Below are 23,312 nucleotides of genomic sequence, written 5' to 3'. Positions count from 1 at the left end.
GGCTTAAATATAAAACAGTTGACGCTTCCCGCTGTAATTTCTAAAATCAAACTCTCCATTTATTGAACGTTATTACGGAGGTGCCGGGATGGATCTTGTCGTAGCGTTTGTCTTTTTCGCGGGGGCGATGGCGGTGGACCTCGGCTGTGATCTGCCCATGTTCTGGGCGATGATCGCCGGCTATTTCGCTTTTGTCGCCGTGGGGCTGCGCCAGGGGTACACGCTTGGGGGGCTGTTGAAAATGTCATGGCCGGGCGCAAAAGATTCGCTGATCGTCGTTCGCGTCTTGCTGTTGATCGGCGTGCTGATGGGGCTGTGGCGTTCGGCGGGAACTTTTGCTTTTCTGGTAACGTGGGGAATGCGCCTGATCAATCCTTCGCTGTTCATCCTCGCTGCCTATGCGCTGTCGTGCGGATTGTCCTACGCCATCGGCACGTCGTTCGGCGTTCCGGCACTCTCGGCGTTGCCCTGATGGCTTTGGCGCGCGGCGGCGGGGCCAATGAACTGGTCGCCGCGGGAGCGATCATGTCGGGCATATACTTCGGAGACCGCTGTTCGCCGGCCTCGTCCTGCGCGAATCTTGTCGCGTCGTTGACGGGGACGGAGCTTTACGACAATATCAGGCTGATGATGAAGACTTCTCTGGCGGCGGTGGGATGTTGCGGGCTGTTCTATTATCTTCTTTCCCTGACCTATCCGATGCCGCGCGCCGACAGCGGCATGATCCTGTCCTTGGAAAAGAGTTTCGATTTGACGCCGTGGGTGATCGTTCCCGCGATTATCATGTTCGTGATGCCGCTGTTGAAAGTGCGGTCGCTTTATGCTTTTCTTGCCAGTATCGCGTTTGCCTGGGGCTGCACGGTGTATTTTCAGCACGCGACTTGGGGCGACTCGCTTCGGTATGCCGCCTTGGGGTTCTCCGCCGAGCCCGGTTCCGCGGCGGCTCTGTTCAACGGCGGCGGGCTGATGTCTATGCTCGACATGTGTGCCGTCCTGTTTATTTCCGGGACCTATTCGGGAATTTTCGACGGCACGCATATGCTCGACGGCCTTCAGGGACGCCTTGCCGGCCTTATGCGCCGAACGAGTTCCTTTGCCGCTTTGACGCTGGTCGGCGTTCTTGCTAACGGGATTTTCTGCAATCAGACGATTGGCGTCATGATGACGGCTCAAATGATGAAGAGGCCTTATGAACGCGCAGGGCTTGGTCGCACGGAGCTGGCCCAGGACATCGCCAATTCCACGGTGGTGACGGCGGGACTGATCCCCTGGTGTATCGCCAGCTCCGCCCCGCTGGCGATGCTGGAAGTCTCGGCGCGGGCTCTTCCGTATGCCGCGTATCTCTATTTGCTCCCGCTTTCCTACGCGCTGACGAAAAAGATCTGGTTCAAAAGTTAACCGTTCCGGAGAACGAGAATGGCTGACGAAGCTGTTCTCGTTCCGCCGTCGTCCGGACGAGACGCGTTCGTGTAGGCGCGCGCTGGATTCAAAGGGGCTGACTCGTAACTTGCAATGTGTTGTTTATGTGCCGTTCGCCTTGCGTTTTTTCCGGATTGAGCTATACTGCGCTATGCAATTTGAACGCATATTCTCCGTTCCTGCGCATCGGACAGGCGAAGAAAACGTTTTGCGATATCATTTCGCTCAGGAGGCATAACATGGACATCAGAGCTTGGGCGGCGTTATCCATCTTTGTCGGCGTCATCGTCGCGATCGCCAGCGGTAAAGTGAAATCGACGACCGCCACGTTGCTGGGCGCCTCGGTAATGGCGCTGAGCGGCCTTCTTTCCGGCGACCAAATCGTCGCGGCGATCGACCATAACACAGTCGGTCTGCTCGTGGGCATGATGATCGTCGTGGGGATTCTGTCGAAGTGCGGCGTGTTCCAGTATATCGCCGTCAAGGCCGTGAAGGTGACCGGCGGCCGGGGCAGTTTGATCCTTTGGTCGATCTCGTTTATCACGGTGCTCCTTTCGGCGTTTCTCGATAACGTCACGACGATTCTGCTTGTCACGCCGGTTGTTTTGTCGCTCTGCGACCTGATTGGCCTCAAGCCGCTTCCGTTTTTGATGATGGAGAGCTTTGCCTCGACCATCGGCGGCACGGGAACGCTGATCGGCGATCCGCCCAACATGATCATCGGCTCCATTGCCGGACTCTCGTTCAACGACTTCATCAGAGTGATGACGCCTGTCGCCCTGATTGTCTGGGGGCTTGTGACGCTGTATATGGAGCGCTGCTATCGCGCCGAACTGAACGCGGTGAACGCGGAGGCGACGGCCCGCCTGAACCAGGTCGACGAGTCGAAGCTGATCACCGACCGGCGGCCGATGGTCAAGGCGCTGATTGTCATCTTCTTTGTGCTCGTCGCGTTCGTGCTGCAGAAGCAAATCGCAATCGAGCCCTCGGTTTCGGCCCTGACGGCCGCGGCCGTGCTTCTGATCATCACCGGCATCGACGACGCGACGATCATCCGCGACGAAGTGGGCTGGACGACGATCATTTATTTCGTCTCGCTTTTCGTCATGGGGGGCGGTCTGCGCGCCACCGGCGTGATCACCGCCATGGCGCACGGCATCGCGGCGATTTTTTCGGGTTCGCAGTTGTTGATGGCTCTGGGGATCCTCTGGGTTTCGGGCATTGCCTGCATCTTCATCAACAGCGCGGCTTTCGCGGCGATCTTTGTCTACGTCGTCGCGGAAATCGCTTCGGCGACCGGCATGCCGGCGACGCCGCTGTACTGGGCATTGGCTTTAGGCGCCTGTCTCGGCGGCAACGGCAGCTACCTCGGCGCGGCCGCCAACGCGGTGATGGCCGATCTGGCCGTGAAGAACAACATCGGCATTTCCTTTGGATATTTCATGAAGATCGGGCTGCGCGTCGTGCTGATCTCTCTGGTTGTTTCCTCCGCGGCGGTGTACGTGATCTGTAAATTGTCGTAAAATCATGGTGCGGGGAGATATCATCTTGAAATCGATCGTAAGGGGCTGAGTATTGTGAAAATTGGCGAGTTGATGGACCGCGACCTCACGGCGCTGCACGAAGAGAACACCGTGGCGGAAGCGATCGAAACGCTTTTGCGGCATCACATGACGGGCCTTCCGGTGCTCGACGACGACTGCCATGTTCTTGGTTTCGTCAGCGAAGAGGACGTCATCAAATCCGCGCTGCCGGATTATGTCTCCAAGCTCCCCTCTTCGGCGTTCCTGCCCGATTACGGGCAGTTCTCCGCGCGTCTGGCCGCGGTCGGCACCAAGCCGGTGAAGGACATCATGCACCGCGGCTGCATCGCCTTCGATGTGGACGACGCGGATTTCGTCGTCGCGGCGGAAATGATCCGCAGACACATCAAGGTCGCTCCCGTCCTCAAGGACGGCGTGATGGAGGGCTATATCAGCCGCGCCTACCTGATCAAGAGGATGATGCGCGCGGCGAAACCCGGAAGCGACGCGGAAGTTTTGGACGATCAGCACTGAATGCGAAAAAGGGAGGTCCGCGGCGGGCCTCCCTTTATGCGTAATTCTGTATCTGGTGTAAAATAGGCGCGAAGGTCGTTCGAAACGGAGGCGGAAAAACGGTGGATGAAAAACTGAAAATCTTGAAGCGGTATTTTGGCTACTCTTCCTTCCGTCCCGGCCAGGAAAAAACGATCGACGCGCTGATCGGCGGGCGGGACACCTTCGCCGTGATGCCGACCGGCGCGGGAAAGTCCATTTGCTATCAGATCCCGGCGCTTTTGGGGCGCGGCGTGTCGCTGGTCGTCTCGCCGCTGGTGTCGCTGATGAAAGATCAGGTCATGTCTCTTGTGCAGATGGGCGTGAAGGCGGCTTATATCAACAGTTCGCTGACGCCGGCGCAGATCCGCGTCGTTCTTGACCGGGCTTGCGGCGGACAGTACAAGATCATCTACGTCGCTCCCGAGCGTCTGCTGACGGGCGGCTTTTTGCAGTTCGCGCGGAACGCGCCGCTCGATTACGTGACGGTCGACGAAGCGCATTGCGTTTCCAAATGGGGACAGGACTTCCGTCCCAGTTATCTGGACGTGAGGACATTCATAGCGAAACTGCCGCGGCGGCCGGTGCTCGGCGCCTTTACGGCGACGGCGACGGCGGAAGTCAGGGAAGACGTCGTCGATCTGCTGGGGCTGGAGCGCCCGTACAAAGTGGTGACGGGATTCGACCGGAAGAACCTCTTTTACGAGGTGCGCCATCCGTCCGACCGCCGGGCGGAACTGTTGCGCATCGTCAGGGACTTCTCCGGGCGCAGCGGGATCGTGTACTGCGCCACGCGGAAAAACGTGGACGAAATATGCGGGATGCTTCGGGAACGCAACATTCCCGCCGCGCGTTACCATGCCGGGCTCGACGACGCCGAGCGCTCGCGCAGCCAGGACGACTTCATCAACGACCGCGTCGGCGTCATGGTGGCGACGAACGCCTTCGGCATGGGCATCGACAAGTCGAACGTTTCCTACGTCGTCCATTACAATATGCCCGGCGACATGGAAAGCTATTATCAGGAAGCCGGCCGGGCCGGACGCGACGGCGAACCGGCCCGGTGCATCCTGCTCTACGGCGCGCAGGACGTGCGCACGCAGCTTTTTTTTATCGAACACATGGGCGAAAATTCCGCGCCGGGCGATCGGAACCAGGACGAACTGCAGGAATTGGCGCGGATCCGTCTGAAAGGCATGATCGATTACTGCTTTACTTCCGGCTGCCTGCGCGCCTTTATTTTGAAATATTTCGGCGAGGAACCGCCGTCCCGCTGCGATAACTGCGGCAACTGCCAGAGAGTTCTCGAACAGGTCGACGTCACGATCGACGCGCAGAAGATCCTCTCCTGCGTGAAGCGTGCCCACGAAGCCTGGGGCGTCAAGGTCATCATGGACGTGCTGCGCGGCAGCAAGGCGGCCAAACTGCACGAGAACGGCCTCGACCGGCTGACGACGTACGGCATCATGGAGGACGTTTGCGAACAGCGTCTGCGCGACATTATCTTCTATTTGGTACAGGAAAAATATCTGGCCAGTTCCGGGGGCCAGTATCCGCGCCTGATCCTGGGCGAAAGGGCCGCGGAAGTGCTGCGCGACCGCAGGAACATCTCGGCGGCGCTGCCGCAGGTCGAGAGCCGGGCCGCCCGCAGCGAAAAGAAGAAGCGCATGCAGGCGCAAATGGCTTCCGGTTCTCAGCCGGAACTTTACGAGCGGCTCAAGTCGCTGCGCTTCGAGATCGCCCGCGCCAAAGGCGTGCCCGCCTTTATGGTGTTTACGAACGCCGCGCTGACCGACATGAGCGAAAAGACGCCGCGGGACATCGACGAATTCCTCGAAGTTTCCGGCGTCGGCGAGCGGAAAGCCGCAGAGTACGGCGAACGCTTCGTCGCCGCTATCAAAGACTGGCTGCGCGAACGGCGGCCGTCCGCGGAAAAATAAGAAACCGATAACGACAGGACGCGCGATGATCCCGGATCATCGCGCGTCCTGTCCGTATGTACGGAGCTTATTTTTCGGCCGCCGCAAATTCCTGATAAAGGGCGCGCCATTGAGACGCGGTCAGCTCTTCGGCTCTGGACATGGGATCGATCCCGGCCGAGGAAAGGATGGTGGCGATTCTGTCCTTGCCGTATCCGGCGGCCGCAAGATTGTTGGCGAGTTTTTTGCGCCGTTGGGCAAACGCCGCGGCCAGAAGCCGCCGCCACGGAGGGGAAGCGGCGAGGTCCAAATTTTCTTCGAGGTCGATGGAGATGAGCGCGGACCAGACTTTAGGCGGCGGATTGAAAGAGCCGGGCGCGACTTTCATGAGGGTTCTGACCGCGCTCATCTGCTCCAGCGTGATCCCGAGCGGCGAGCGTCCTTTTGTCGCCGGAGGCGCGTTCAGGCGGTCGGCGGCTTCTTTCTGGACCAGCAGGATCAGCCGTTCCAAACGGCGTGGTCCCAGCTCGACGAGGATTTTCCAGATCAGCTCGGTCGTGATGTTGTAGGGGATGTTGGCTAAAACCTTGTTGGGCAGCGGAAAAAGCTCCCGCAAATCAGCGGAGAGCGCGTCGCCCCAGGAAATTTCGAAACGGCCGGGGTGCCCGGCCCGGAGCGGTTCCAGCCACGGCGCGAGCCGCCGGTCGATCTCCAGCGCGTGTACGAAGCGGCAGGGGCTTTGCAGGAGCGCCCGCGTGAGCGCGCCCTGCCCCGGGCCGATCTCGAGGACGACGTCCTCGGAGTTCAGCCCGCCGGCCTCGAGACAGCGCCGCGCGACCGCGGGATTGTTGAGGAAATTCTGCCCAAGGCTGATTTTGTTGTTGAAAGTGTTTGTCATGGCCGATCCTGAATGATGAAAAAAGCGGATGCCGAAGGCATCCGCTGGAAATTTCTGGTCGGGACGAGAGGATTCGAACCTCCGACCACCTGAACCCCATTCAGGTACGCTAGCCAGGCTGCGCTACGTCCCGCTCAAGACATTGGGCATTATAGCCCTGCGGTGAAGAAGTGTCAAGCGCCAATTTAAAAAGTTGCGATTTGCCGAATGCGATTTTCAGCAGTGAAAATAATGGGAATCCGATGTAAAATGTTCAGTGCATGTGACAGGGAAAAACTGCGCCGCGCTCCGGGAAATTCTGTGCGTATGTTTTTTGCGTTCTCTCTGTTCATCTTCATCAAATCTGAAATGAGGGGTCGTCGTTGAAATTAGGAATCGTAGGCCTGCCGAACGTGGGCAAGAGCACGCTTTTCAATGCCATCACAGCCGCCGGGGCGGACGCGTCGAATTATCCTTTCTGCACGATCGAACCCAACGTCGGCGTGGTGGAAGTGCCCGATCCGCGCCTCAAGGTCCTCTCCGATATGTTTCATTCGGTCAAGATCACGCCTGCCGTCGTTGAATTCTACGATATTGCCGGTCTTGTGCGCGGCGCCAGCAAAGGAGAAGGGCTGGGGAACAAATTTCTCGCCAATATCCGCGAAGCCAGCGCCATCGTCCAGGTGGTGCGCTGCTTCGAGAATCCCAACATCGTCCACGTGGACGGCTCCGTGAATCCGGCCCGCGACATCGAGACCATTGAACTGGAGCTGATCCTTTCCGACCTGGAGATGGTGGAACGGAACCTCGCCAAGCTGGAGAAACTGGCGAAAGCCGATAAAAAACTGGCTCCCGACCTCGAACTGCTGCGCCGGGCAAAGGCAACGCTCGAAGCCGGCAAACTGGTGCGCACCCTTGCGTTGAACGATGAAGAAAAGCAGCATCTTCGCGGGCTGAATCTCCTTTCCGACAAACCGATGCTCTATGTGGCCAATATCGCCGAGGATGAAATCGGCGCGACGGCGTTGAACGAGTACGCTCAGGTGGTCTGCGACCATGCGAAGGCCGAAGGGGCGGAGTTCGTGACAATATGCGCTCAGGTCGAAGCGGAGATCGCCGAGCTTGACGATGCTGAAAAGACGGAGTATCTTGAAGCGCTCGGCTTGAAGGAAGCGGGGCTGGACCGTCTGATTTCCGCAGGCTACCGTTTGCTTGGTCTGATTTCATTTTTGACGGCGGGGGAAAAGGAATCGCGCGCCTGGCCGATTCGCAGAGGAACTCTGGCTCCGCAGGCGGCCGGTACGATTCACAGCGACTTCGAGCGCGGTTTTATTCGCGCCCAGATCGTCGGTTATGACGATCTGATCGCCTGCGGCTCGGTCGCGGAAGCGAAAGCGAAGGGGTTGCTGCGGCTTGAAGGAAAAGAGTATGTCATGCGGGATGGCGATGTTGTGGAATTCCGTTTTAACGTTTAAACACGCATAAATTTCACGAAAGGTACGTGGTAAAAATGGCGATGCAGATCAGTCTTGACGAAGTGTTGTCCATGCTTCTTTCGCGCGTTGACGCCATGGCGGTGGCCAACGAAAACATGAAGAGCAAGTTCAACATCTTGGCGCGCGCTCTTTATAAAAAGGGGCTTTTGACGGACGACGACCTCGTTCAGTCGGTGAAGGAGGAGCACAAACTGCTCCTCGACCTCGGCGCCATCAAAGAGATGCCTGCCGATGAGGCGCTCAAATCGATTGCGGACAACATGATTGTCTGGATCAAAAACGATGCCGAGGCTATTCGGAAGAACATGAAGGATTACGAGGCGAAAGTGAAGGCGATGATCGAGGAAGAGGAAAAGAAACCTCGTCTCGACGTGGCTTCTGCCGCCGACTTGCAGCGGCTTGAGCGCATGAGCGGCAAAAAGTCGGGCGGCGGTCTTATTATTCCTTAAAAACACAGGCAAGAGCCGGACTTTTGAAGAAAAACCGTTAAAATGGAGCGGTTCGAGAGGGGAGACGGAAGTGGAAAATTGGGGCCTTCGGATCGTCACGCTGTGGCGCAGCCTGGGAACCCGGAACGGCTGCGTGGCCCTGATCGATGCGCTTCTGTTGAGCCTGGCGGTCTATATAAGCTACGCCTTGAGGTTCTCGATTTTTCTGGAGTATGCGGCGACTTATGGAATCTTTGAGGCGGGGCCGCTTTACGTCGCAGCCGTCATGTTTTCGTTTTATGCCGGCGGGGTCTATCGGGTCTACTGGCTGCAGACGAGCATCGAAGAGCTTCTGATTTTGCTGAAAGCCTACGTGCTGGCTTGCGCCGTGCTGATTGGGCTGTATATTGGAGTCGAGGTTCCGTTCGTGGTGCCGCTGAGCGTTATGGGAATGCTGGTCCTTTGCGGCTTTGCCTTCCTGACGCTGTTGCGTCTTTCATGGCGGGTGACTCTGAAAGGACACAACGGACGTCCGCCGAGGAAGACGCTGATCGTCGGCGCCGGGGAAGCGGGCGCGCTTTTGGCTCGCGACCTGAAACGGCATGATCCTAACTTCAACGTCGTCGGTTTTCTCGACGACGATCCGGCCAAATCGAAGAAGACGATCGCCGGCATTCCCGTTCTCGGGACGCTCCACGAGCTGATCGGCATTGTCGGAGCCGAGCGGATCAGCGACGTTCTGGTGGCGTTGCCTTCCGCCCCGGTTGCCAGAGTCCGCGAGCTTCTGAACGAACTTTTGTCCCTGCAAATTTCCGTCCGCATTTTGCCCTCGCTGCAGGAACTCGCGGACGGCACGGTCACTCTGAACAAATTGCGCAAGGTTCGTCTCGAGGACTTGTTGTCCAGGGATCCCGTCGTGCTTGACACACAGCGGATCGGCCAGCTTCTTCGCGGTCGTGTCGTGCTGATCTCCGGTGCGGGGGGATCGATCGGCGGCGAAATTGTCCGCCAGATTCTGCCTTATGCGCCTGAGACGCTGGTTTTGCTTGGCCATGGCGAGTTTTCGATTTACACTTTGCTGGAAGAATTGCGGGAAAGGGCATGTCAAGTCAAACTTGTGCCGGTAATTGCCGATGTCGCTGATGAAAGAGCGATGGAAGAAGTCTTTTCCCGGTGGCGCCCCGACATCGTTTTTCATGCGGCGGCCCACAAGCACGTGCCGCTGATGGAATGCAACGCCCGCGAGGCGATTCGTACCAACGCTCTCGGCACATGGATTTTCGGCAGGATGGCCGGCAAATATAATGCAAGTCGTTTTGTGATGATTTCCACGGACAAGGCGGTTAACCCGAGCAGCGTCATGGGCGCCAGCAAGCGAATTGCCGAGATGACTCTGACGGAACTGCAAAAAGACTGTCCGCGGACCGCCTACGTGGCGGTGCGGTTTGGCAATGTCCTCGGCAGCCGCGGCAGCGTTGTTCCCAAGTTTGAACGTCAGATCGCGGCGGGCGGCCCCGTGACGGTGACTCATCCCCAGATGAGCCGGTATTTTATGCTCGTCTCCGAGGCTGCCGGTCTGGTACTGCAGACGGCGGCCATCGGTTTGCCGGGGAGGATCTACCTCTTGGACATGGGGAAACCCGTCAATATCGCCGAAGTCGCCCGGACGCTGATTCGCCTGAACGGTTACGAACCGGATCGCGATGTCAAGATCGCGTATACCGGCATTCGCCCGGGCGAAAAGCTCTTTGAAGAACTTTTTTACGATGAAAAACACGTGGAGGCGACCTCACACTCGAAAATCTTCTGTGCGAGAATTTCTCAAGAAGGACACGCCGAAACCGAAGGGATGCTTGGCAAAATCAAAACTTTTCTTGAGAGCCCTGGTATAGTGTCGGCCATTGCGAAGATTGTCCCGGAATATAGAAGTTCGGGCGAAGCGACCGGAGGAAAATGATGCGGGGATGGCGGCGGAAAGCTTTCTCTCTGGCGGAAGTCCTGATCGGCATGACCGTAATCCTCGTGCTTTGTGCCGGGCTTTTCAATGCGTTGCGCACCGAATCCGTTCAGGACCTGGCCGCAAGGGATATGGACGATCTGAGGCAGTGGCTCGATTCGGCCATAATTCGGGCGGATCGCTGGCGGTGCAGTTTTTACTTGAGTATTTATCTGCCGTCAAATTTATCTCAGCCGCATTTCATGATATTGCGCTGGCTTGGCAGACATTCAGGCAGTGCGATAGAGGAGAAATTCAGTGCCAATGCAAAAGTCCGCTGGCGTTTAAATGGAACTCACCGCAATTTCACGTATCGTTGGCAGACCCATACGGTCACGCCGGCGTTCGTAATCACTGCCTGCGAAGCAAACGGGCGGAATACCGGAGAGGCCCTGACGCTGTCCTTGCGGGGTTCGCTCAGGCGCACGAGTTCGCGGTAATATTCGTTATTTTGTTGTTATTATCGAAGAAGATTTTCCTGTCTGGAGGGAATGGCATGGTGATCAGGGAATGGTGGGAGAATCTTATCGCTCCTGCGGTGAGAATTTGGGAGAAAATGATTCCTGTGGCATGGCTTCGCGAGACGTTGGAGACCGTGATCTGGGCGGTTGTTTTGGCCCTGCTTCTGAAGACGTTCGTTATTCAGGCTTTTTGGATTCCCAGCGGCTCAATGCTTCCCACGCTCCTTGAAGGAGATCGCGTTCTGGTTTGCAAGTTTGAATATCTGCTCCGCGCTCCGCGCCGCGGGGACATCTTTGTCTTCAAGTATCCCAAAGATCCCGGCGTCGATTACGTGAAGCGTCTGATCGCCCTGCCCGGCGACAAATTCGAGGTACGGAACGGCATCGTCTGGATCAACGACCAAAAAGTCGACGAACCCTACGTGACGTTCCGCGACACGTACAATCACGCGCCGGTCGTCGTGCCCGAAAAGTCGTACATCGCGCTTGGCGACAACCGTCCGAACTCGGCCGACAGCCGTTATTGGGGCTACGTGCCCGAAAAGAACATCCGCGGCCCCGTGATTTTGCGCTACTGGCCGCTGAACAGGATCGGACTGGTGAAATAATGGCGGGCAGGACGGCGTGGTTCCCCGGGCACATGGCCAAGGGCACCCGGCAGCTGGAAGAACTTCTCGACAAGCTCGACGTGGTCGTCGAGGTCCGCGACGCGCGCGCCCCCGAGCTGACCGCGTCGCCGCTGACGAAAAAATTTGCGCGGCGCAAGCCCGTCTGGATCGTCATGACCAAAAGGGACCTTGCGGATAAGGACGTCACGGCGCAGTGGCTCGGTTATTATAAAAATAACAAGCGCGAGGCGTGGGCGTTCGATCTGCTGTCGCGGCAGATCGCGCCTTTGAAGCAGGCCTTCACGCGCTGCAAGCCCCAATATCGCGAGCTGCGGGTCGCGGTCGTGGGGATTCCCAACGTGGGCAAATCGGCGCTGCTGAATTTGCTGATCGGCAAAAAGTCCGCGCCGGTCGGCGGTATCCCCGGCATCACCCGCGGCGTTTCCTGGTACCGCGGCGGCGATTTTCTGGTCGTCGATTCGCCCGGCATTCTCGATCCGCGCTCGGGCGCGGCCATCCAAAGGGCTCTGGCCTGGCTCGGCTGTTCCAAGGCGGACGTGATCGGCGGCTACGACACGGTCGCCTGTTCTTTGATCGATTATCTGCAGCGGCGGGGGCTCTGGCATTTTATCGAAGAGAAGTGGGGCGTCCCCGCCGACCCGGAAGACACGGTGACCGTGCTCGAAGCCGTCGGGCGCCGATTGGGCTGTCTTGTCAGCGGCGGAATGGTCGATTTCACGCTTGCCGGCCGGCGATTTCTCGAATCGTTTTCGGCGGGGAAGCTGGGCAGTTTTTCGCTGGAAAGTCCGACGATGCCGGCGGCCGAAAAACTTCAGGCTCCGGAAGATGGGGATGAAGATGAGTGATTCTAGTGGGAGTTGACGAAGCGGGAAGAGGCCCTCTGGCCGGCCCCGTCGTCGCGGCGGCGGTCGTGCTGACGGAAGCGCAGCGGGAAGACCTGGTCGGTTTGGGGCTTCGCGATTCGAAAAAAATGACGCCGCCGCGGCGTGAAAAAGTATTCGCGCGCATGCTCGAACTGAACGTCGTCTGGCGCGCTGCGTCGGCGCCGGCCGAACGGATCGACCGGCTGAACATCCTGCGGGCGACGTTGTGGGCGATGCGCCGGGCGGTCGAAAAGCTCCCGCTTGACGTCGACGGGGTGATCGTCGACGGCAATCAGGAGATCCCCGGTCTGAGCGTCTATCAGCAGGCGATTATCGGCGGCGACGATATCTATCCGCAGATTTCCGCGGCTTCCGTCGTCGCCAAAGTGCTTCGCGACCGCGTGATGACGGTCTACGACGGTATCTATCCCGATTATGACTTTGCCCGGCACAAAGGTTACGGGACCGAGGCGCATCGCCGCGCGATTGCCGAACTGGGGCCAACGCCGATTCATAGAAGAAGTTTTTCATGGGAGTAACCTTCCTTTGAATCCGGATTTCTTTACGAGAGGCGCTGTTATGAAACAACTCACGTTGTATTTTAAAGAGGGGATCGGTCAGCTGCTGAAGCCCGCGCGGCCTGCGAAAGATACCGAAAACGGTGTCCTGACGCAGGCCGAGCGGGCTTTTTTTCTGGCGAAGGAGCGGGCAGCCATCGGCCGGTGGGCCGAGGAACTGGCCGCCGGCTTCTTGCAGGCGCAAGGACTGAAGATTTTGGAGCGCAACGTGAGAGAGCGATTTTCCGAGCTGGATCTGGTCGCTCTCGAAGGGAAAACGCTCGTCTTTGTGGAAGTTCGCTGTCGGCGCAAAAATCCCGTCATGTCGGCGCAGGATACGATCGGTCCGCTCAAATGGAGACGCTTGCTCCGCGGCGCCGAACTCTATACGCTGCGGCGTCAGTGGCGCGGCGAATGGCGACTGGACCTGGTCAGCGTCGACGTCGGCCATGAACGGTGGCATTTGCGGTGGCTCAGATATCTGGAAATGGAAGGGGCGGAGGACCGTGGCTGCTGAAATACAGGGCATCACGCTGCGCGGCATCGAAGCGCTGCCGGTGGAAGTGGAAGCGGAGATCACCTCGGGAATGTTCTCCTTTTCGGTCGTGGGACTGCCCGATGCGGCGGTGCGCGAATCGCGCGAACGCGTGCGCGCGGCGCTGCGCGAGCTGGATATATCCATTTACGGCCGCATCGCCGTCAACCTCGCACCGGCTGATCTGCCCAAGGAGGGCAGTCTGCTCGATCTGCCGATCGCCGTGGCCTTGGCCTGCGAGAAGAAATATTGTTCCCCGCCCGGCGCCGCAGTCTATATGGGCGAGCTGGCACTGGACGGACGCGTGCGCTCCGTCAGAGGAGCGGTCCCGGCGGCGATGCTGGCGCGTTCGCTTGAGTTGCCGCTTTTTTGCCCCGAGGGCAACGCCGCGGAAGTGGCTCTGGTCGACGGCGTCGAAGCGTACAGCGTGCCGACGCTGAAAGATCTTTTGCTCTACTTGCGCCGCGAGAAAGAGTTGAACCGCGTCGTCAAAAACATGCCGCCTTCGGGATTGAACGCCGTCGAGCCGGATTTTGCGGACGTGAAGGGACAGCTGACGGCGAGAAGAGCGCTCGAAATTGCGGCCGCAGGCCATCACAACATTTTGCTTGTCGGTTCTCCGGGCAGCGGCAAGACGCTGATGGCGCGCGCCTTGCAGGGCATTTTGCCGCCGCTGTCCGACGACGAGTTTCTCGAAACGCTGCTGATACGGAGCTCCGTCGGTTTGCCAGTGCCCGTCGACCGGCGCCGTCCTTTCCGACAGGTTCACCACACGGCGAGCACCGTGTCCATTTGCGGAGGCGGCAGCGACATCCGCCCCGGCGAAGTCAGTCTCGCGCATCGCGGCGTGCTGTTCCTCGACGAATTCACGGAGTTTCGCCGGGATCTGATCGAGGCGCTGCGTCAGCCGCTGGAGGACGGTTTCATCACGGTCAACCGGGCGGCGGGCAGCGTCACGTACCCCAGCCGGGTCTTGCTCGTGCTGGCCGCCAACCCGTGCGCTTGCGGCTGGCGTGGAGATCCGGTCGAGCAGTGCCGCTGCAGCAGCCAGGAACTGGAACGTTATAAGAGAAAGTTTTCCGGCCCGATGCTGGACCGCGTGGATCTCTACGTCTCGGTGCCGCGCTTGACGCCTCAGGAACTGCTGGAATTGGGCGGCGCTGCCAGGGAAAGCAGCGCGGAAATCCGCGCCCGAGTCGTGAAAGCCCGGAAACGGCAATGGGAACGCAAAGAGCGCGTCGGCGCGGAGTGCAACGCCGAGTTGCCCGAGAAGATGCTGCGGCGTGAAATAGGTTTCAGCGCCGAGGCTCGGAAATACCTGACCGCGATGGCCGAACGCCTGCGGCTTTCCGGCCGCGGCCTGAGCCGCGTCCTGCGCGTCGCCCGTACTATCGCCGATCTTGCGGGCGAGCGGAACGTGGATGACCGTGCGGTTGCCGAAGCGCTGGCCTACAGAGATTCGGGAGTGCTGGAATGAACGGACTGGAATTGTGCGTTTGGCTGAACGGGTGCGAAGGACTTTCGGCGAACGTGCTCCAACACGTGGATCTGTCCGACGGACCGGAGAAAATCGTCGAAAAGTTGCGCCGCGACGGAATCGTCTCTCAACGCTGCGCCGATAGATTGGAAAAATTGGCCCGGGAAAACTGGCACGGAAAGGAAATCGAGCGCGCGGAAAACGCTGGTATTTTTTTAATTTCATGGTACAGTAATGAAAGATACCCGTCTCGCTTGCGCGGCATCGCCGAACCGCCGTTGATACTTTATGCGAAAGGGAATGTGCCGGATTTCGAATCGGCATATTCAATCGTGGGGACGCGCCGGTGCACGCCTTACGGGTTCAAAGTCGCCGCTCTGATCGGCAACGCGCTGTCGCGCGCGGGGATGGTCGTCGTCAGCGGCGGCGCGCGCGGCATCGACGGCGCGGCACATGGCGGCGCGCTGGAAAACGACGGGGTCACCGTGGCCGTTTTGGGCACGGGCGTGGATGTCGTTTGGCCGCCCGAACACGACGAGCTTTTCGACAATATCCTGCGCCGCGGCGCGCTGCTCAGCGAGTATCCTTTGGGCACTTGCGGACGAACGTGGCGTTTTCCCCGGCGCAACCGCATTATCGCCGGATTGTCGAAAGCGTTGATCGTTGTGGAATCGCCGCTCAAAGGCGGCGCGATGATCACGGCGCGCCTGGCCATGGAAATGGGGCGCGACGTGTGGGCGGTGCCGGGGCGGATCGACGAACGGATCTGCGAGGGCAGCAATCGCCTGATCCTCGATGGCGCTTCGCCGCTGGTCAACGTGGCGGATTTCATCGATCACGTCAGCCATTTCGGGCAACTCGATCTGTTCGCTCCGCTGGAACTCGGCGACGATGAACGGCGGGTTCTGGACTGTCTTTCCGACCAGGGAGACCTGACGCTGGATCAGATCTCGAAGCGGACCGGCATTTCTGCGGTAGAATTGATGCGTTTGATTTCCGAACTTCAGGTTCAGTCGCTTATTTATACTTCAGGGGGCGGACGCTGGAGAGCGGTTCCACATTAGAAAGCCGAGGGAAGACCGATGAGTACGGACAGCTACGAACTTTTCTCTTCTGAAGCCGAACAAAACGGCGTGAAACTGGAGATCTTCATCGTTTCCGATTTTACGGGAGAAACGGCCGAAAGCGTGACGCGCGCCGCATTGCGCCAGTTCGACGAGGCGCGGCACGTCGTGGCGCTGCACCGTTTTCGGACGGTCGACACGATCGACAAGCTGATCAACATCTGCTGGCAGGCGAAGGAAAACAAGGCGATCATCGTCTGCACTCTGGTGGCGCAGTCGGTGCGCGAGGCCCTGATGCGTTATGCAGGGGAAATGGGCCTGAAGGTCATCGACCTGATCGGCCCGACGCTGGATACGATCTCGGCGCGGCTGGGGATTCCGCCCAAAGGGACGCCGGGGTCGCAGCACAAACTCGACGAGGCCTATTTTCGCCGCGTCAAGGCTCTCGAGTTTTCGAGCACTTGCGACGACGGCGCCAATCCCAACCTCCTTCCGGAAGCTGAATTGGTCATCGTGGGCGTTTCGCGAACCTGCAAGACCCCTCTGTCGATGTACCTGGCCAACAAAGGCATCCGTACCGCCAATGTCCCGCTCGTCCCTGAACTGGCGCCGCCGGATGAGCTTTTCACTCTGCCGCACGGCCGCATCGTCGGTCTGGTCATCCAACCCGATGCCCTGCGCAAGATTCGCCGGGAGCGGCTGCAAATCATCGGCCTCGATCCCGATAAAGCTTTTTACGCCCAAGAAGGACGCGTCAAAACCGAGCTCGATTACGCGCGTCACATTATGGAGCGCCTGCAGATCAAAGCGATCGACGTGACGGGCCGCGCTCTGGAGGAGACGGCTCAGGTCGTTCTGGACTATCTTCGCGAGCAAGGCTGCCCCGCTCTGCTGGATTGATTGGCTTTGACCGAGCGGAATGCGCCCGGTTTCAAGCGATAAACATCTTAAATATATTTTTTGGAGGCTGCGCCGATGGAAAACTACAATGCGATTAAGTGGTTTGAGGAGATACGCAAAGATGATATTCCTGTTGTGGGCGGCAAAGGAGCCAACCTGGGCGAGCTGACCTCGACCGGCGCTCCCGTTCCTCCCGGATTCTGCGTCATTGCCGAAACTTATGCGCGTTTTATCAAAGAGAACGGCCTGAATACGCAGATTTCAGATCTTCTCAAAGGGCTGGATTTTGAAGACACGGCAGCGCTTCAGCAGAAGACGGAAACGATTCGGACCCTGATCCAGAAAGCGCCGATTCCCGCTTACATCGAAAAGCAGATCGTCGAAGCCTACGAAAAACTGGCGGAGAAGGTGGGGCTGAAAGAGCCCGACGTCGCCGTCAGAAGCTCCGCCACCGCGGAGGACCTGCCCGACGCCTCGTTCGCCGGACAGCAGGACACTTACCTGCATGTGATCGGAGCGCCGTCGGTCGTGGATCACGTGAGGCAGTGCTGGGCTTCGCTCTGGACGGCCCGCGCCACCTATTACCGCCAGAAGCAGGATTACGATCACTTCAGCGTTTCGCTGTGCGCCGTCGTGCAGAAAATGGTGGCCAGCGAAAAGTCCGGCGTGATGTTTACCGCCAATCCCGTTACGAGCGAGCGCGCTCAGATTATGATCAACGCCAGCTGGGGACTTGGCGAAGCGGTCGTGTCGGGTTCGGTTTCTCCCGACGAGTTCATTCTCGACAAAGAGACGCTTACCGAACTTGACGTCAGCATCGCGGACAAAAAGATCATGATCGTCGACAAAGAAAAAACAGGTGGCACGGTGACCGTCGACGTCGCCGATTATCTGGGCCCGGCGGCAGTCGGCGCCCGTTGTATGAGCGTCGAAGAAATCCGCCATCTGGCCGAGGCCGGCAAGGCCATCGAGGCGCATTACGGCGTCCCCATGGACATTGAATGGGGACAGGACAGGGACACGAAGAAACTCTACATCCTTCAGGCTCGTCCGATCACGACCCTGAAAGCGGAGCCCGCCAAAAAGGAGAACACGATCATGGATCAGAAAACTTTAACGGTGCTCGTTCGCGGTTTGGCCGCATCCCCGGGCATCGCCCACGGGCGCGTGGTGCGCATCGACTCGCTTCAGGAAATCGCGCGCGTCAAAGACGGCGACGTGCTGGTGACGGGCATGACCAATCCCGACATGGTCCCCGCCATGAAAAAAGCCTGCGCGGTCGTCACCGACGAAGGCGGACGCACCTGCCACGCGGCTATCGTTTCCCGCGAACTGGGGATCCCCTGCATCGTCGGCAGCAAGAACGGCACCGAAGTCCTTGCGGAAGGCATGGAGATCACCGTCGATGCGACTCGCGGCGTCGTCTACCGCGGCAACGTCAACCTCTCTTCGGATCAGGATATTCATTCGCCTGTCGCCGAGGGCGCTGCCGCGAAGCAGTCGGCGGCGGTCGCTGCGGAAGCCGCTCCGATCACCGGCACGAAGATTTACATGAACCTGGGCGACGCTTCGATCATCGGCAAGTACAGCCGCCTGCCGTTCGACGGCATCGGCCTGATGCGCACCGAGTTCATCTTCTCTCATATCGGCGTGCACCCCATGTATCTGCTGCGCACCGGGCGCGGCGAAGTGCTGATCAACGACATGAGCCAGGCCATCACGACCGTCGCCCAGGCCATTTATCCCCGTCCTCTGGTCGTGCGCATGAGCGACTTCCGCACCAACGAGTTCCGCGGTCTCGAGGGCGGCGAAGTGGAGCCGGAAGAGAACAATCCCATGATCGGCTGGCGCGGCGTCTCGCGTTATATTTCGCCGGCCTATGAGGAAGGTTTCCGCCTCGAGTGCAAGGCCATCAAGAAAGTCCGCGACGAGTTCGGCCTGATCAACGTCTGGGTCATGCTTCCTTTTGTGCGCACGACCTGGGAAGTGGCTCGCGTGAAGGAGATCATGGCTTCCGAAGGGCTGGTCCAGAACAAATCCTTCAAGATCTGGATCATGGCCGAGGTGCCGGCCGTCGTTTTCCAGGCGGAAGAATTCGCCGGACTGGTCGACGGTTTCAGCATCGGCAGCAACGATCTGACTCAGCTGGTCATGGGCGTCGATCGCGATTCCGGCATCCTCAACAACATGGGCTACTTCGACGAGCGCGACCCTTCCGTGAAAAATGCGATCAAAACGCTGATCCATGCGGCGCACAAACAGGGAATTACCTGCTCGATCTGCGGGCAAGGCCCGTCGCTCTATCCCGACTTCGCCGAATTTCTGGTGCACGAAGGGATCGACAGCATGAGCGTCAATCCCGATACGGTCGCGTACACGCGGCGGCTGGTCGCGGGCGTGGAGCAACGGATGATTCTCGGCGGCATGAGAAAACTGATGGGACAAGAACTTTAACGTCCCATGACAATCGAAAAGGAGCCGGAGGTTTTTGCCTTCAGCTCCTTTTTTCTATTTAAAGGCACAAATTTGACAATTGGAAATTGGACGCTAAAATGTCCGACAGTCATCGCTCGTTTTTTTCGGATTTTTAAGATCGGGGAGAAAGGATGTGCCTGCATGATGCGAGTTTTGAGTCCCGCAGAACAGTCTTGCCTGACTGTGGACGCGCAGGCTTTGATCTATCGATATCGAACTCAGAAGTGGCTTACGCAGAAGCAGTTCGAGGATCTGATCACCGAAGTCGTGACGATTTCGAGGATGCGTCAGTTTCCCGGCGACGCCGAATTGGTTGCTGCCGTGTTGCACGACCTGGGCGAGACCGACGCGTTGGAGGAAGCTCTGGAATCACTGTTTCAAAAACAGGAATCGGACCATCTGTTCAGTTAAAAACAAAATCGAAAGGAGAGCGTCATGGCTCCTACAGCAAAAAGCACAAAGAAAGCGCCCGGAAAAACGGTTTCGAAGAAAAAGACGGCGGCCGCGGCGGCGAAAAGCGCGGCGGCTCCCGGAAAGAAAACGACGGCTGGCGTTTCCGCAAAATCCGCATCGATAAGAAAAAAAGCGACACAATCCGCCGGAAAAGCGCTGGAAGAAGCGAAGAAAGCCTTGCCTGCCCGGCATGGCAAGACGCTGGTGGTCGTCGAGTCGCCGACGAAAGCGAAGACGCTGACGAAAATTTTGGGCTCCGGCTACGTCGTCAAAGCCAGCGTCGGCCACATCGTCGATCTGCCCAAAAGCCGCCTGGCAATCGACATCGAGAACGATTTCAAACCGGAATACATTTTAGTGAAAGGGAAGGCTCCCGTAAAAAAAGAGCTTCAGGCCGCCGCCGCTACGGCCCAAAAAATACTCCTCGCCGCCGACCCCGACCGCGAAGGAGAGGCGATCGCCTGGCACGTCGCCGAGCTGCTCGGCGTCGATCCAAAGGAGAACTGCCGGGTCCGCTTTCATGAGATCACGGCGGACGCCGTTAGAAACGCCGTCAAGGAACCGGCTCCGATCGATATGGACCGGGTCGACGCGCAGCAGGCGCGGCGCGTGCTTGACCGCCTGGTGGGCTACACGCTGAGCCCGCTCCTCTGGAAGAAGATCCGCCGCGGGCTCTCGGCCGGACGGGTGCAGTCGGTCGCCCTGGCGATCCTCTGCGAGCGCGAGCAGGAAATCGAGAATTTCGTGCCTCAGGATTACTGGAATGTCTTTGTCGACGCAACGGCCGACGACGGGCGCGCCTACAGGCTGCACGTCGAAAGGGAGAACGGGCGCAGCCTGCTTTCCGACGGCAAAACTCTGGCGATCGACACGCTCGCCAAAGTCCGCGATATCGAAAAGACGCTGAAGGAGAAGCCGCTGATCGTCGCAAGTTTCACGGCGAAGAAAAACGCGCGGAAACAGCCGGCCCCGTTCAAAACCAGCACGATGCAGCAGATCGCCGCAAGCCGGCTGGGCTTTTCCCCGCGGCGCACGATGGGGATCGCGCAGAGCCTCTTTGAAGGCGTCGCCATTCCCGGACACGGTACGGTCGGTCTGGTCACCTACATGAGGACCGACAGCCTGCGCATGGCGCCGGAAGCGTTGAGTCAGGCTCGAAAAGTGATCGAAGGACGCTGGGGCAAAAAATATCTTCCGGCAAAAGCCGTCGTTTACCAGGCCGGCGCCAACGCCCAGGACGCCCACGAGGCCATCCGCCCCACGGACTTTGCGCTGACGCCCGAATCGATCAGAGAATCTTTGACGGCGGAGCAGTACCGGCTCTACGATATGATTTGGCGGCGCAGCGTCGCTTCGCAGATGGCCCCCGCCGTCGTCGATTCCGCGACGCTCGACTGCGAATGCGGAAAATACGGGCTGCGCGCCCAGGGCGCGTCGGTCGGTTTTGACGGCTGGGGTGCCGTCTGGGATCTTGACGTCAAGGATGCCATGATACAGAAGGCGCGGGAAGGCGAGCTGCTGAATATCCGGAACGTCCAGTCCGAAAAGGAACAGACCAAGCCGCCGGCGCGGTTTACCGAGTCGACGCTGATCAAGACTCTTGAAGACGACGGGATCGGACGCCCCTCCACCTACGCGACCATCGTCGAGACGCTTTACGACCGTTCCTACGTCGCGCGCGAGGAAGGGCGCAAGCTGAAGCCGAGCGAGCTGGGGCGGTCGGTGAATAAATTTCTGCTCGAACATTTCGACGGGAAATCGACGTCGCCGATCGTCGACGTCGGTTTTACCTCTTCCATGGAAAGTTCCCTCGATCAGGTCGAGTCGGGGAAGAAAAACTGGGTGGAGCTGATCGGGCAGTTTTGGAAGCCTTTCACCGACGCCATCGCCGAAGCCGAAAAAGCGCCCGTGGTCCCGCCTCCGCCGCCTGAGCTGACGGGCGAGACGTGCCCGCAATGCGGCAGACCGCTTGTGAAAAAACAGGGCCGTTTCGGCGATTTCATCGGCTGTTCGGGATTCCCCGAATGCCATTACATAAAACCGGTTCAAAAGGAAATCGGCGTTCCCTGTCCGAAATGCGGGAACGAGCACGGCGGGCAAGTGGTGCAGCGCAAAAGCAAAAAAGGGCGCACGTTCTATGGCTGCTCCCGCTATCCCGACTGCGATTATGTTTCCTGGAACAAGCCGGCGCCTGAAAAATGCCCGCTCTGCGGCGGCCTGATGGAATATGTCGGCCGGTCGCGGACGCCCGTCTGTACGAAGTGCGCCCATAAGGGAAAGAGCTAAATGCAGCCCGTCGTCATCGCCGGCGGCGGTCTGGCCGGTTCCGAAGCGGCATGGCAGCTTGTGCGGCGGGGAATCCCCGTGCATATGTTCGAGATGCGTCCGGTCGTCTCGAGCCCGGCTCACCGTACCGACAAGCTGGGCGAACTGGTCTGCAGCAATTCGCTGGGCTCCGACAGCGGCGACTCCGCGGCGGGGCTTCTCAAAGAGGAGCTCCGCGCCCTCGACAGCCTGATCATGAAATCCGCCGACGCGCATTCAGTGCCTGCGGGAAAAGCGCTTGCCGTGGACCGCGAACGGTTCTCGCAGTTTATCACCGATACGCTGATGAAAGATCCCCTTTTTACGCTGACCCGCCGGGAAGTTGCCGAAATTCCCGACGGCCCCTGCATCATCGCCAGCGGTCCCTTGACGTCCCCGGCGCTGGCGGCAAAGCTCCAGACGCTGTTCGGGCAGGATTATCTCTATTTTTACGACGCCGTCGCCCCGGTGATCGAGCTGGAGTCAGTCGACATGTCCGTCGCGTACCGCAAAGACCGCTATGCCGACGGCGAAGGCGGCGATTACATCAACTGCCCGATGGACGAACGGCAGTATCAAACGTTTTATGAGGCTCTGATCGCGGCCGAAAGAGCTCCGCTGCACGATTTCGAAGGAAAGGCGGAATACTTCGAAGGCTGCATGCCGGTCGAAGCCATCGCTTCGCGCGGGCGCGACACGCTTCGTTTCGGCCCGCTGCGTCCCGTCGGGCTGAACGATCCCCGCACGGGGAAGCGCCCTTACGCTGTCGTGCAGATCCGTCAGGACAACGCCGAAGGCACGCTCTACAACCTTGTCGGTTTTCAGACCAACCTGCGCTGGGGAGAGCAGCAAAGAGTTTTTCGCCTGATCCCCGGGCTCGAACGTGCCGAGTTCGTGCGAATGGGCGTCATGCATCGCAATATTTACGTCGACGCGCCGCGCTGCCTCGACGGCTGCCTGCGGCCCCGGGGGATGGAATCCCTTTTTCTGGCGGGGCAGATGACGGGTGTGGAAGGCTACGTGGAAAGCACGGCGATGGGGGCCGTCGCCGCGCTGGGCGTTTTTTCCTTCCTGAACGGGCTGCCTCAGCCGCAATGGCCTGTGGAAAGCGCCATCGGCGCGCTGCTTTTCAGGCTGAAGGACGCCACCAATCCCCGCTTCGCCCCGACGAACGCGAATATGGGGATTTTCCCGCCTCTGGATGAAAAAATCAAAAGCCGTAAAGAACGCCATGAGAAAATTTTAAGCCGCGGGCGCCTTAAATTCTTGCAGTTTAAGGCAAACAGCGCCTTGTTTTTTTCTGGACCGGGCGAAGAATGACTTCTTGAGTGAAAAAAGAATTTCGAATGGTTTTATTCGTATGAAACGTACCGTTATCCAAGAT

General features: G+C 59.0%; 21 protein-coding genes and 1 tRNA gene. 20 read left to right on the top strand and 2 right to left on the bottom strand.

From position 1 onward, the window contains the following. Positions 1-88 precede the first annotated feature (88 nt). The 5 genes from HMPREF7215_RS13530 (at position 89) to recQ (ending at position 5,434) form a co-directional block, all read left to right on the top strand. Complete coding sequence (locus HMPREF7215_RS13530) at positions 89-472, top strand: Na+/H+ antiporter NhaC family protein (RefSeq protein ID WP_009164372.1); 384 nt, start codon at positions 89-91, stop codon at positions 470-472. Further along, complete coding sequence (locus HMPREF7215_RS03995; RefSeq protein WP_198004550.1) at positions 472-1,398, top strand: Na+/H+ antiporter NhaC family protein; 927 nt, start codon at positions 472-474, stop codon at positions 1,396-1,398. The genes HMPREF7215_RS13530 and HMPREF7215_RS03995 overlap by 1 nt, the downstream gene beginning before the upstream one ends. Positions 1,399-1,658: 260 nt before the next feature. After that, the gene (locus HMPREF7215_RS03990; protein WP_009164370.1) at positions 1,659-2,942 is read left to right on the top strand and encodes an ArsB/NhaD family transporter; all 1,284 of its coding nucleotides are present in this window, start codon (positions 1,659-1,661) and stop codon (positions 2,940-2,942) included. Between the two features lie 54 nt (positions 2,943-2,996). Next, entirely contained in the window at positions 2,997-3,476 is a 480-nt protein-coding gene (locus HMPREF7215_RS03985; protein WP_009164369.1) for a CBS domain-containing protein, read from the top strand. 101 nt (positions 3,477-3,577) lie between these two features. Continuing rightward, positions 3,578-5,434 (top strand): DNA helicase RecQ, encoded by a 1,857-nt coding sequence (recQ, locus tag HMPREF7215_RS03980; RefSeq protein ID WP_009164368.1) that lies wholly within the window; start codon positions 3,578-3,580, stop codon positions 5,432-5,434. A 67-nt stretch (positions 5,435-5,501) separates the two neighbouring features. Here the strand turns inward: recQ and rsmA are convergent, their stop codons facing one another. Further along, entirely contained in the window at positions 5,502-6,311 is an 810-nt protein-coding gene (gene rsmA / locus HMPREF7215_RS03975; protein WP_009164367.1) for a 16S rRNA (adenine(1518)-N(6)/adenine(1519)-N(6))-dimethyltransferase RsmA, read from the bottom strand. Positions 6,312-6,366: 55 nt separating this feature from the next. After that, positions 6,367-6,444, bottom strand: a tRNA-Pro gene (locus HMPREF7215_RS03970). A gap of 229 nt (positions 6,445-6,673) precedes the next feature. Here HMPREF7215_RS03970 and ychF point away from each other — a divergent pair. From ychF to trmFO, 15 genes are all read left to right on the top strand, one after another. Next, positions 6,674-7,765 carry a redox-regulated ATPase YchF gene (gene ychF / locus HMPREF7215_RS03965; protein WP_009164365.1) on the top strand — a complete coding sequence of 364 codons (1,092 nt, stop codon included), beginning with the start codon at positions 6,674-6,676 and terminating at the stop codon, positions 7,763-7,765. Positions 7,766-7,800: 35 nt separating this feature from the next. Beyond that, positions 7,801-8,235, top strand: coding sequence for a hypothetical protein (locus HMPREF7215_RS03960; RefSeq protein WP_009164364.1), 435 nt, complete (start codon positions 7,801-7,803; stop codon positions 8,233-8,235). 70 nt (positions 8,236-8,305) lie between these two features. Next, a complete protein-coding gene (locus HMPREF7215_RS03955; RefSeq protein WP_009164363.1) occupies positions 8,306-10,171 on the top strand; it encodes a nucleoside-diphosphate sugar epimerase/dehydratase in 1,866 nt (621 codons plus the stop codon). Continuing rightward, positions 10,168-10,650: a type II secretion system protein gene (locus HMPREF7215_RS03950; RefSeq protein WP_198004549.1), complete on the top strand. Its 483-nt coding sequence runs from the start codon at positions 10,168-10,170 to the stop codon at positions 10,648-10,650. Before HMPREF7215_RS03955 ends, HMPREF7215_RS03950 begins: the two co-directional genes overlap by 4 nt. 56 nt (positions 10,651-10,706) lie before the next feature. Next, complete coding sequence (lepB, locus tag HMPREF7215_RS03945) at positions 10,707-11,279, top strand: signal peptidase I (protein WP_009164362.1); 573 nt, start codon at positions 10,707-10,709, stop codon at positions 11,277-11,279. Further along, a complete protein-coding gene (locus tag HMPREF7215_RS03940; protein WP_009164361.1) occupies positions 11,279-12,145 on the top strand; it encodes a YlqF/YawG family GTPase in 867 nt (288 codons plus the stop codon). The genes lepB and HMPREF7215_RS03940 overlap by 1 nt, the downstream gene beginning before the upstream one ends. Next, positions 12,142-12,702: a ribonuclease HII gene (locus tag HMPREF7215_RS03935; protein WP_009164360.1), complete on the top strand. Its 561-nt coding sequence runs from the start codon at positions 12,142-12,144 to the stop codon at positions 12,700-12,702. Before HMPREF7215_RS03940 ends, HMPREF7215_RS03935 begins: the two co-directional genes overlap by 4 nt. Before the next feature lie 40 nt (positions 12,703-12,742). After that, positions 12,743-13,237, top strand: coding sequence for a YraN family protein (locus tag HMPREF7215_RS03930; RefSeq protein WP_009164359.1), 495 nt, complete (start codon positions 12,743-12,745; stop codon positions 13,235-13,237). Then, positions 13,227-14,732, top strand: coding sequence for a YifB family Mg chelatase-like AAA ATPase (locus tag HMPREF7215_RS03925; protein WP_009164358.1), 1,506 nt, complete (start codon positions 13,227-13,229; stop codon positions 14,730-14,732). The genes HMPREF7215_RS03930 and HMPREF7215_RS03925 overlap by 11 nt, the downstream gene beginning before the upstream one ends. Further along, positions 14,729-15,796 (top strand): DNA-processing protein DprA, encoded by a 1,068-nt coding sequence (gene dprA, locus HMPREF7215_RS03920; RefSeq protein ID WP_009164357.1) that lies wholly within the window; start codon positions 14,729-14,731, stop codon positions 15,794-15,796. Before HMPREF7215_RS03925 ends, dprA begins: the two co-directional genes overlap by 4 nt. 18 nt (positions 15,797-15,814) lie before the next feature. Beyond that, positions 15,815-16,696 carry a pyruvate, water dikinase regulatory protein gene (locus tag HMPREF7215_RS03915; protein WP_009164356.1) on the top strand — a complete coding sequence of 294 codons (882 nt, stop codon included), beginning with the start codon at positions 15,815-15,817 and terminating at the stop codon, positions 16,694-16,696. A 75-nt stretch (positions 16,697-16,771) separates the two neighbouring features. Continuing rightward, positions 16,772-19,150 carry a phosphoenolpyruvate synthase gene (ppsA, locus tag HMPREF7215_RS03910; protein WP_009164355.1) on the top strand — a complete coding sequence of 793 codons (2,379 nt, stop codon included), beginning with the start codon at positions 16,772-16,774 and terminating at the stop codon, positions 19,148-19,150. A gap of 162 nt (positions 19,151-19,312) precedes the next feature. Beyond that, complete coding sequence (locus HMPREF7215_RS13525) at positions 19,313-19,582, top strand: hypothetical protein (RefSeq protein ID WP_198004547.1); 270 nt, start codon at positions 19,313-19,315, stop codon at positions 19,580-19,582. A 24-nt stretch (positions 19,583-19,606) separates the two neighbouring features. After that, positions 19,607-21,910, top strand: a complete 2,304-nt coding sequence (topA, locus tag HMPREF7215_RS03900; RefSeq protein ID WP_009164353.1) for a type I DNA topoisomerase — start codon at positions 19,607-19,609, stop codon at positions 21,908-21,910. Beyond that, on the top strand, positions 21,911-23,248 hold the full coding sequence (gene trmFO / locus HMPREF7215_RS03895) for a methylenetetrahydrofolate--tRNA-(uracil(54)-C(5))-methyltransferase (FADH(2)-oxidizing) TrmFO (protein WP_009164352.1): 1,338 nt from the start codon (positions 21,911-21,913) through the stop codon (positions 23,246-23,248). The last annotated feature ends 64 nt before the right edge of the window (positions 23,249-23,312 follow it).

It is taken from the genome of Pyramidobacter piscolens W5455 (assembly GCF_000177335.1).
In the GTDB taxonomy this organism is placed as follows: Bacteria; Synergistota; Synergistia; order Synergistales; family Dethiosulfovibrionaceae; genus Pyramidobacter; species Pyramidobacter piscolens.
The sequence above is the reverse complement of the archived record's forward strand: the minus strand, read 5'-3'. Positions and strand labels throughout refer to the sequence as shown.

Bases quoted from the DNA above. Each gene is read 5' to 3' on its own strand.
- HMPREF7215_RS13530 (WP_009164372.1), top strand. From the start codon at position 89: ATGGATCTTGTCGTAGCGTTTGTCTTTTTCGCGGGGGCGATGGCGGTG.
- HMPREF7215_RS03995 (WP_198004550.1), top strand. From the start codon at position 472: ATGGCTTTGGCGCGCGGCGGCGGGGCCAATGAACTGGTCGCCGCGGGA.
- HMPREF7215_RS03990 (WP_009164370.1), top strand. From the start codon at position 1,659: ATGGACATCAGAGCTTGGGCGGCGTTATCCATCTTTGTCGGCGTCATC.
- rsmA (WP_009164367.1), bottom strand. From the start codon at position 6,311: ATGACAAACACTTTCAACAACAAAATCAGCCTTGGGCAGAATTTCCTC.
- HMPREF7215_RS03960 (WP_009164364.1), top strand. From the start codon at position 7,801: ATGGCGATGCAGATCAGTCTTGACGAAGTGTTGTCCATGCTTCTTTCG.
- HMPREF7215_RS03950 (WP_198004549.1), top strand. From the start codon at position 10,168: ATGATGCGGGGATGGCGGCGGAAAGCTTTCTCTCTGGCGGAAGTCCTG.
- lepB (WP_009164362.1), top strand. From the start codon at position 10,707: ATGGTGATCAGGGAATGGTGGGAGAATCTTATCGCTCCTGCGGTGAGA.
- HMPREF7215_RS03940 (WP_009164361.1), top strand. From the start codon at position 11,279: ATGGCGGGCAGGACGGCGTGGTTCCCCGGGCACATGGCCAAGGGCACC.
- HMPREF7215_RS03930 (WP_009164359.1), top strand. From the start codon at position 12,743: ATGAAACAACTCACGTTGTATTTTAAAGAGGGGATCGGTCAGCTGCTG.
- dprA (WP_009164357.1), top strand. From the start codon at position 14,729: ATGAACGGACTGGAATTGTGCGTTTGGCTGAACGGGTGCGAAGGACTT.
- HMPREF7215_RS03915 (WP_009164356.1), top strand. From the start codon at position 15,815: ATGAGTACGGACAGCTACGAACTTTTCTCTTCTGAAGCCGAACAAAAC.
- ppsA (WP_009164355.1), top strand. From the start codon at position 16,772: ATGGAAAACTACAATGCGATTAAGTGGTTTGAGGAGATACGCAAAGAT.
- HMPREF7215_RS13525 (WP_198004547.1), top strand. From the start codon at position 19,313: ATGATGCGAGTTTTGAGTCCCGCAGAACAGTCTTGCCTGACTGTGGAC.
- topA (WP_009164353.1), top strand. From the start codon at position 19,607: ATGGCTCCTACAGCAAAAAGCACAAAGAAAGCGCCCGGAAAAACGGTT.
- trmFO (WP_009164352.1), top strand. From the start codon at position 21,911: ATGCAGCCCGTCGTCATCGCCGGCGGCGGTCTGGCCGGTTCCGAAGCG.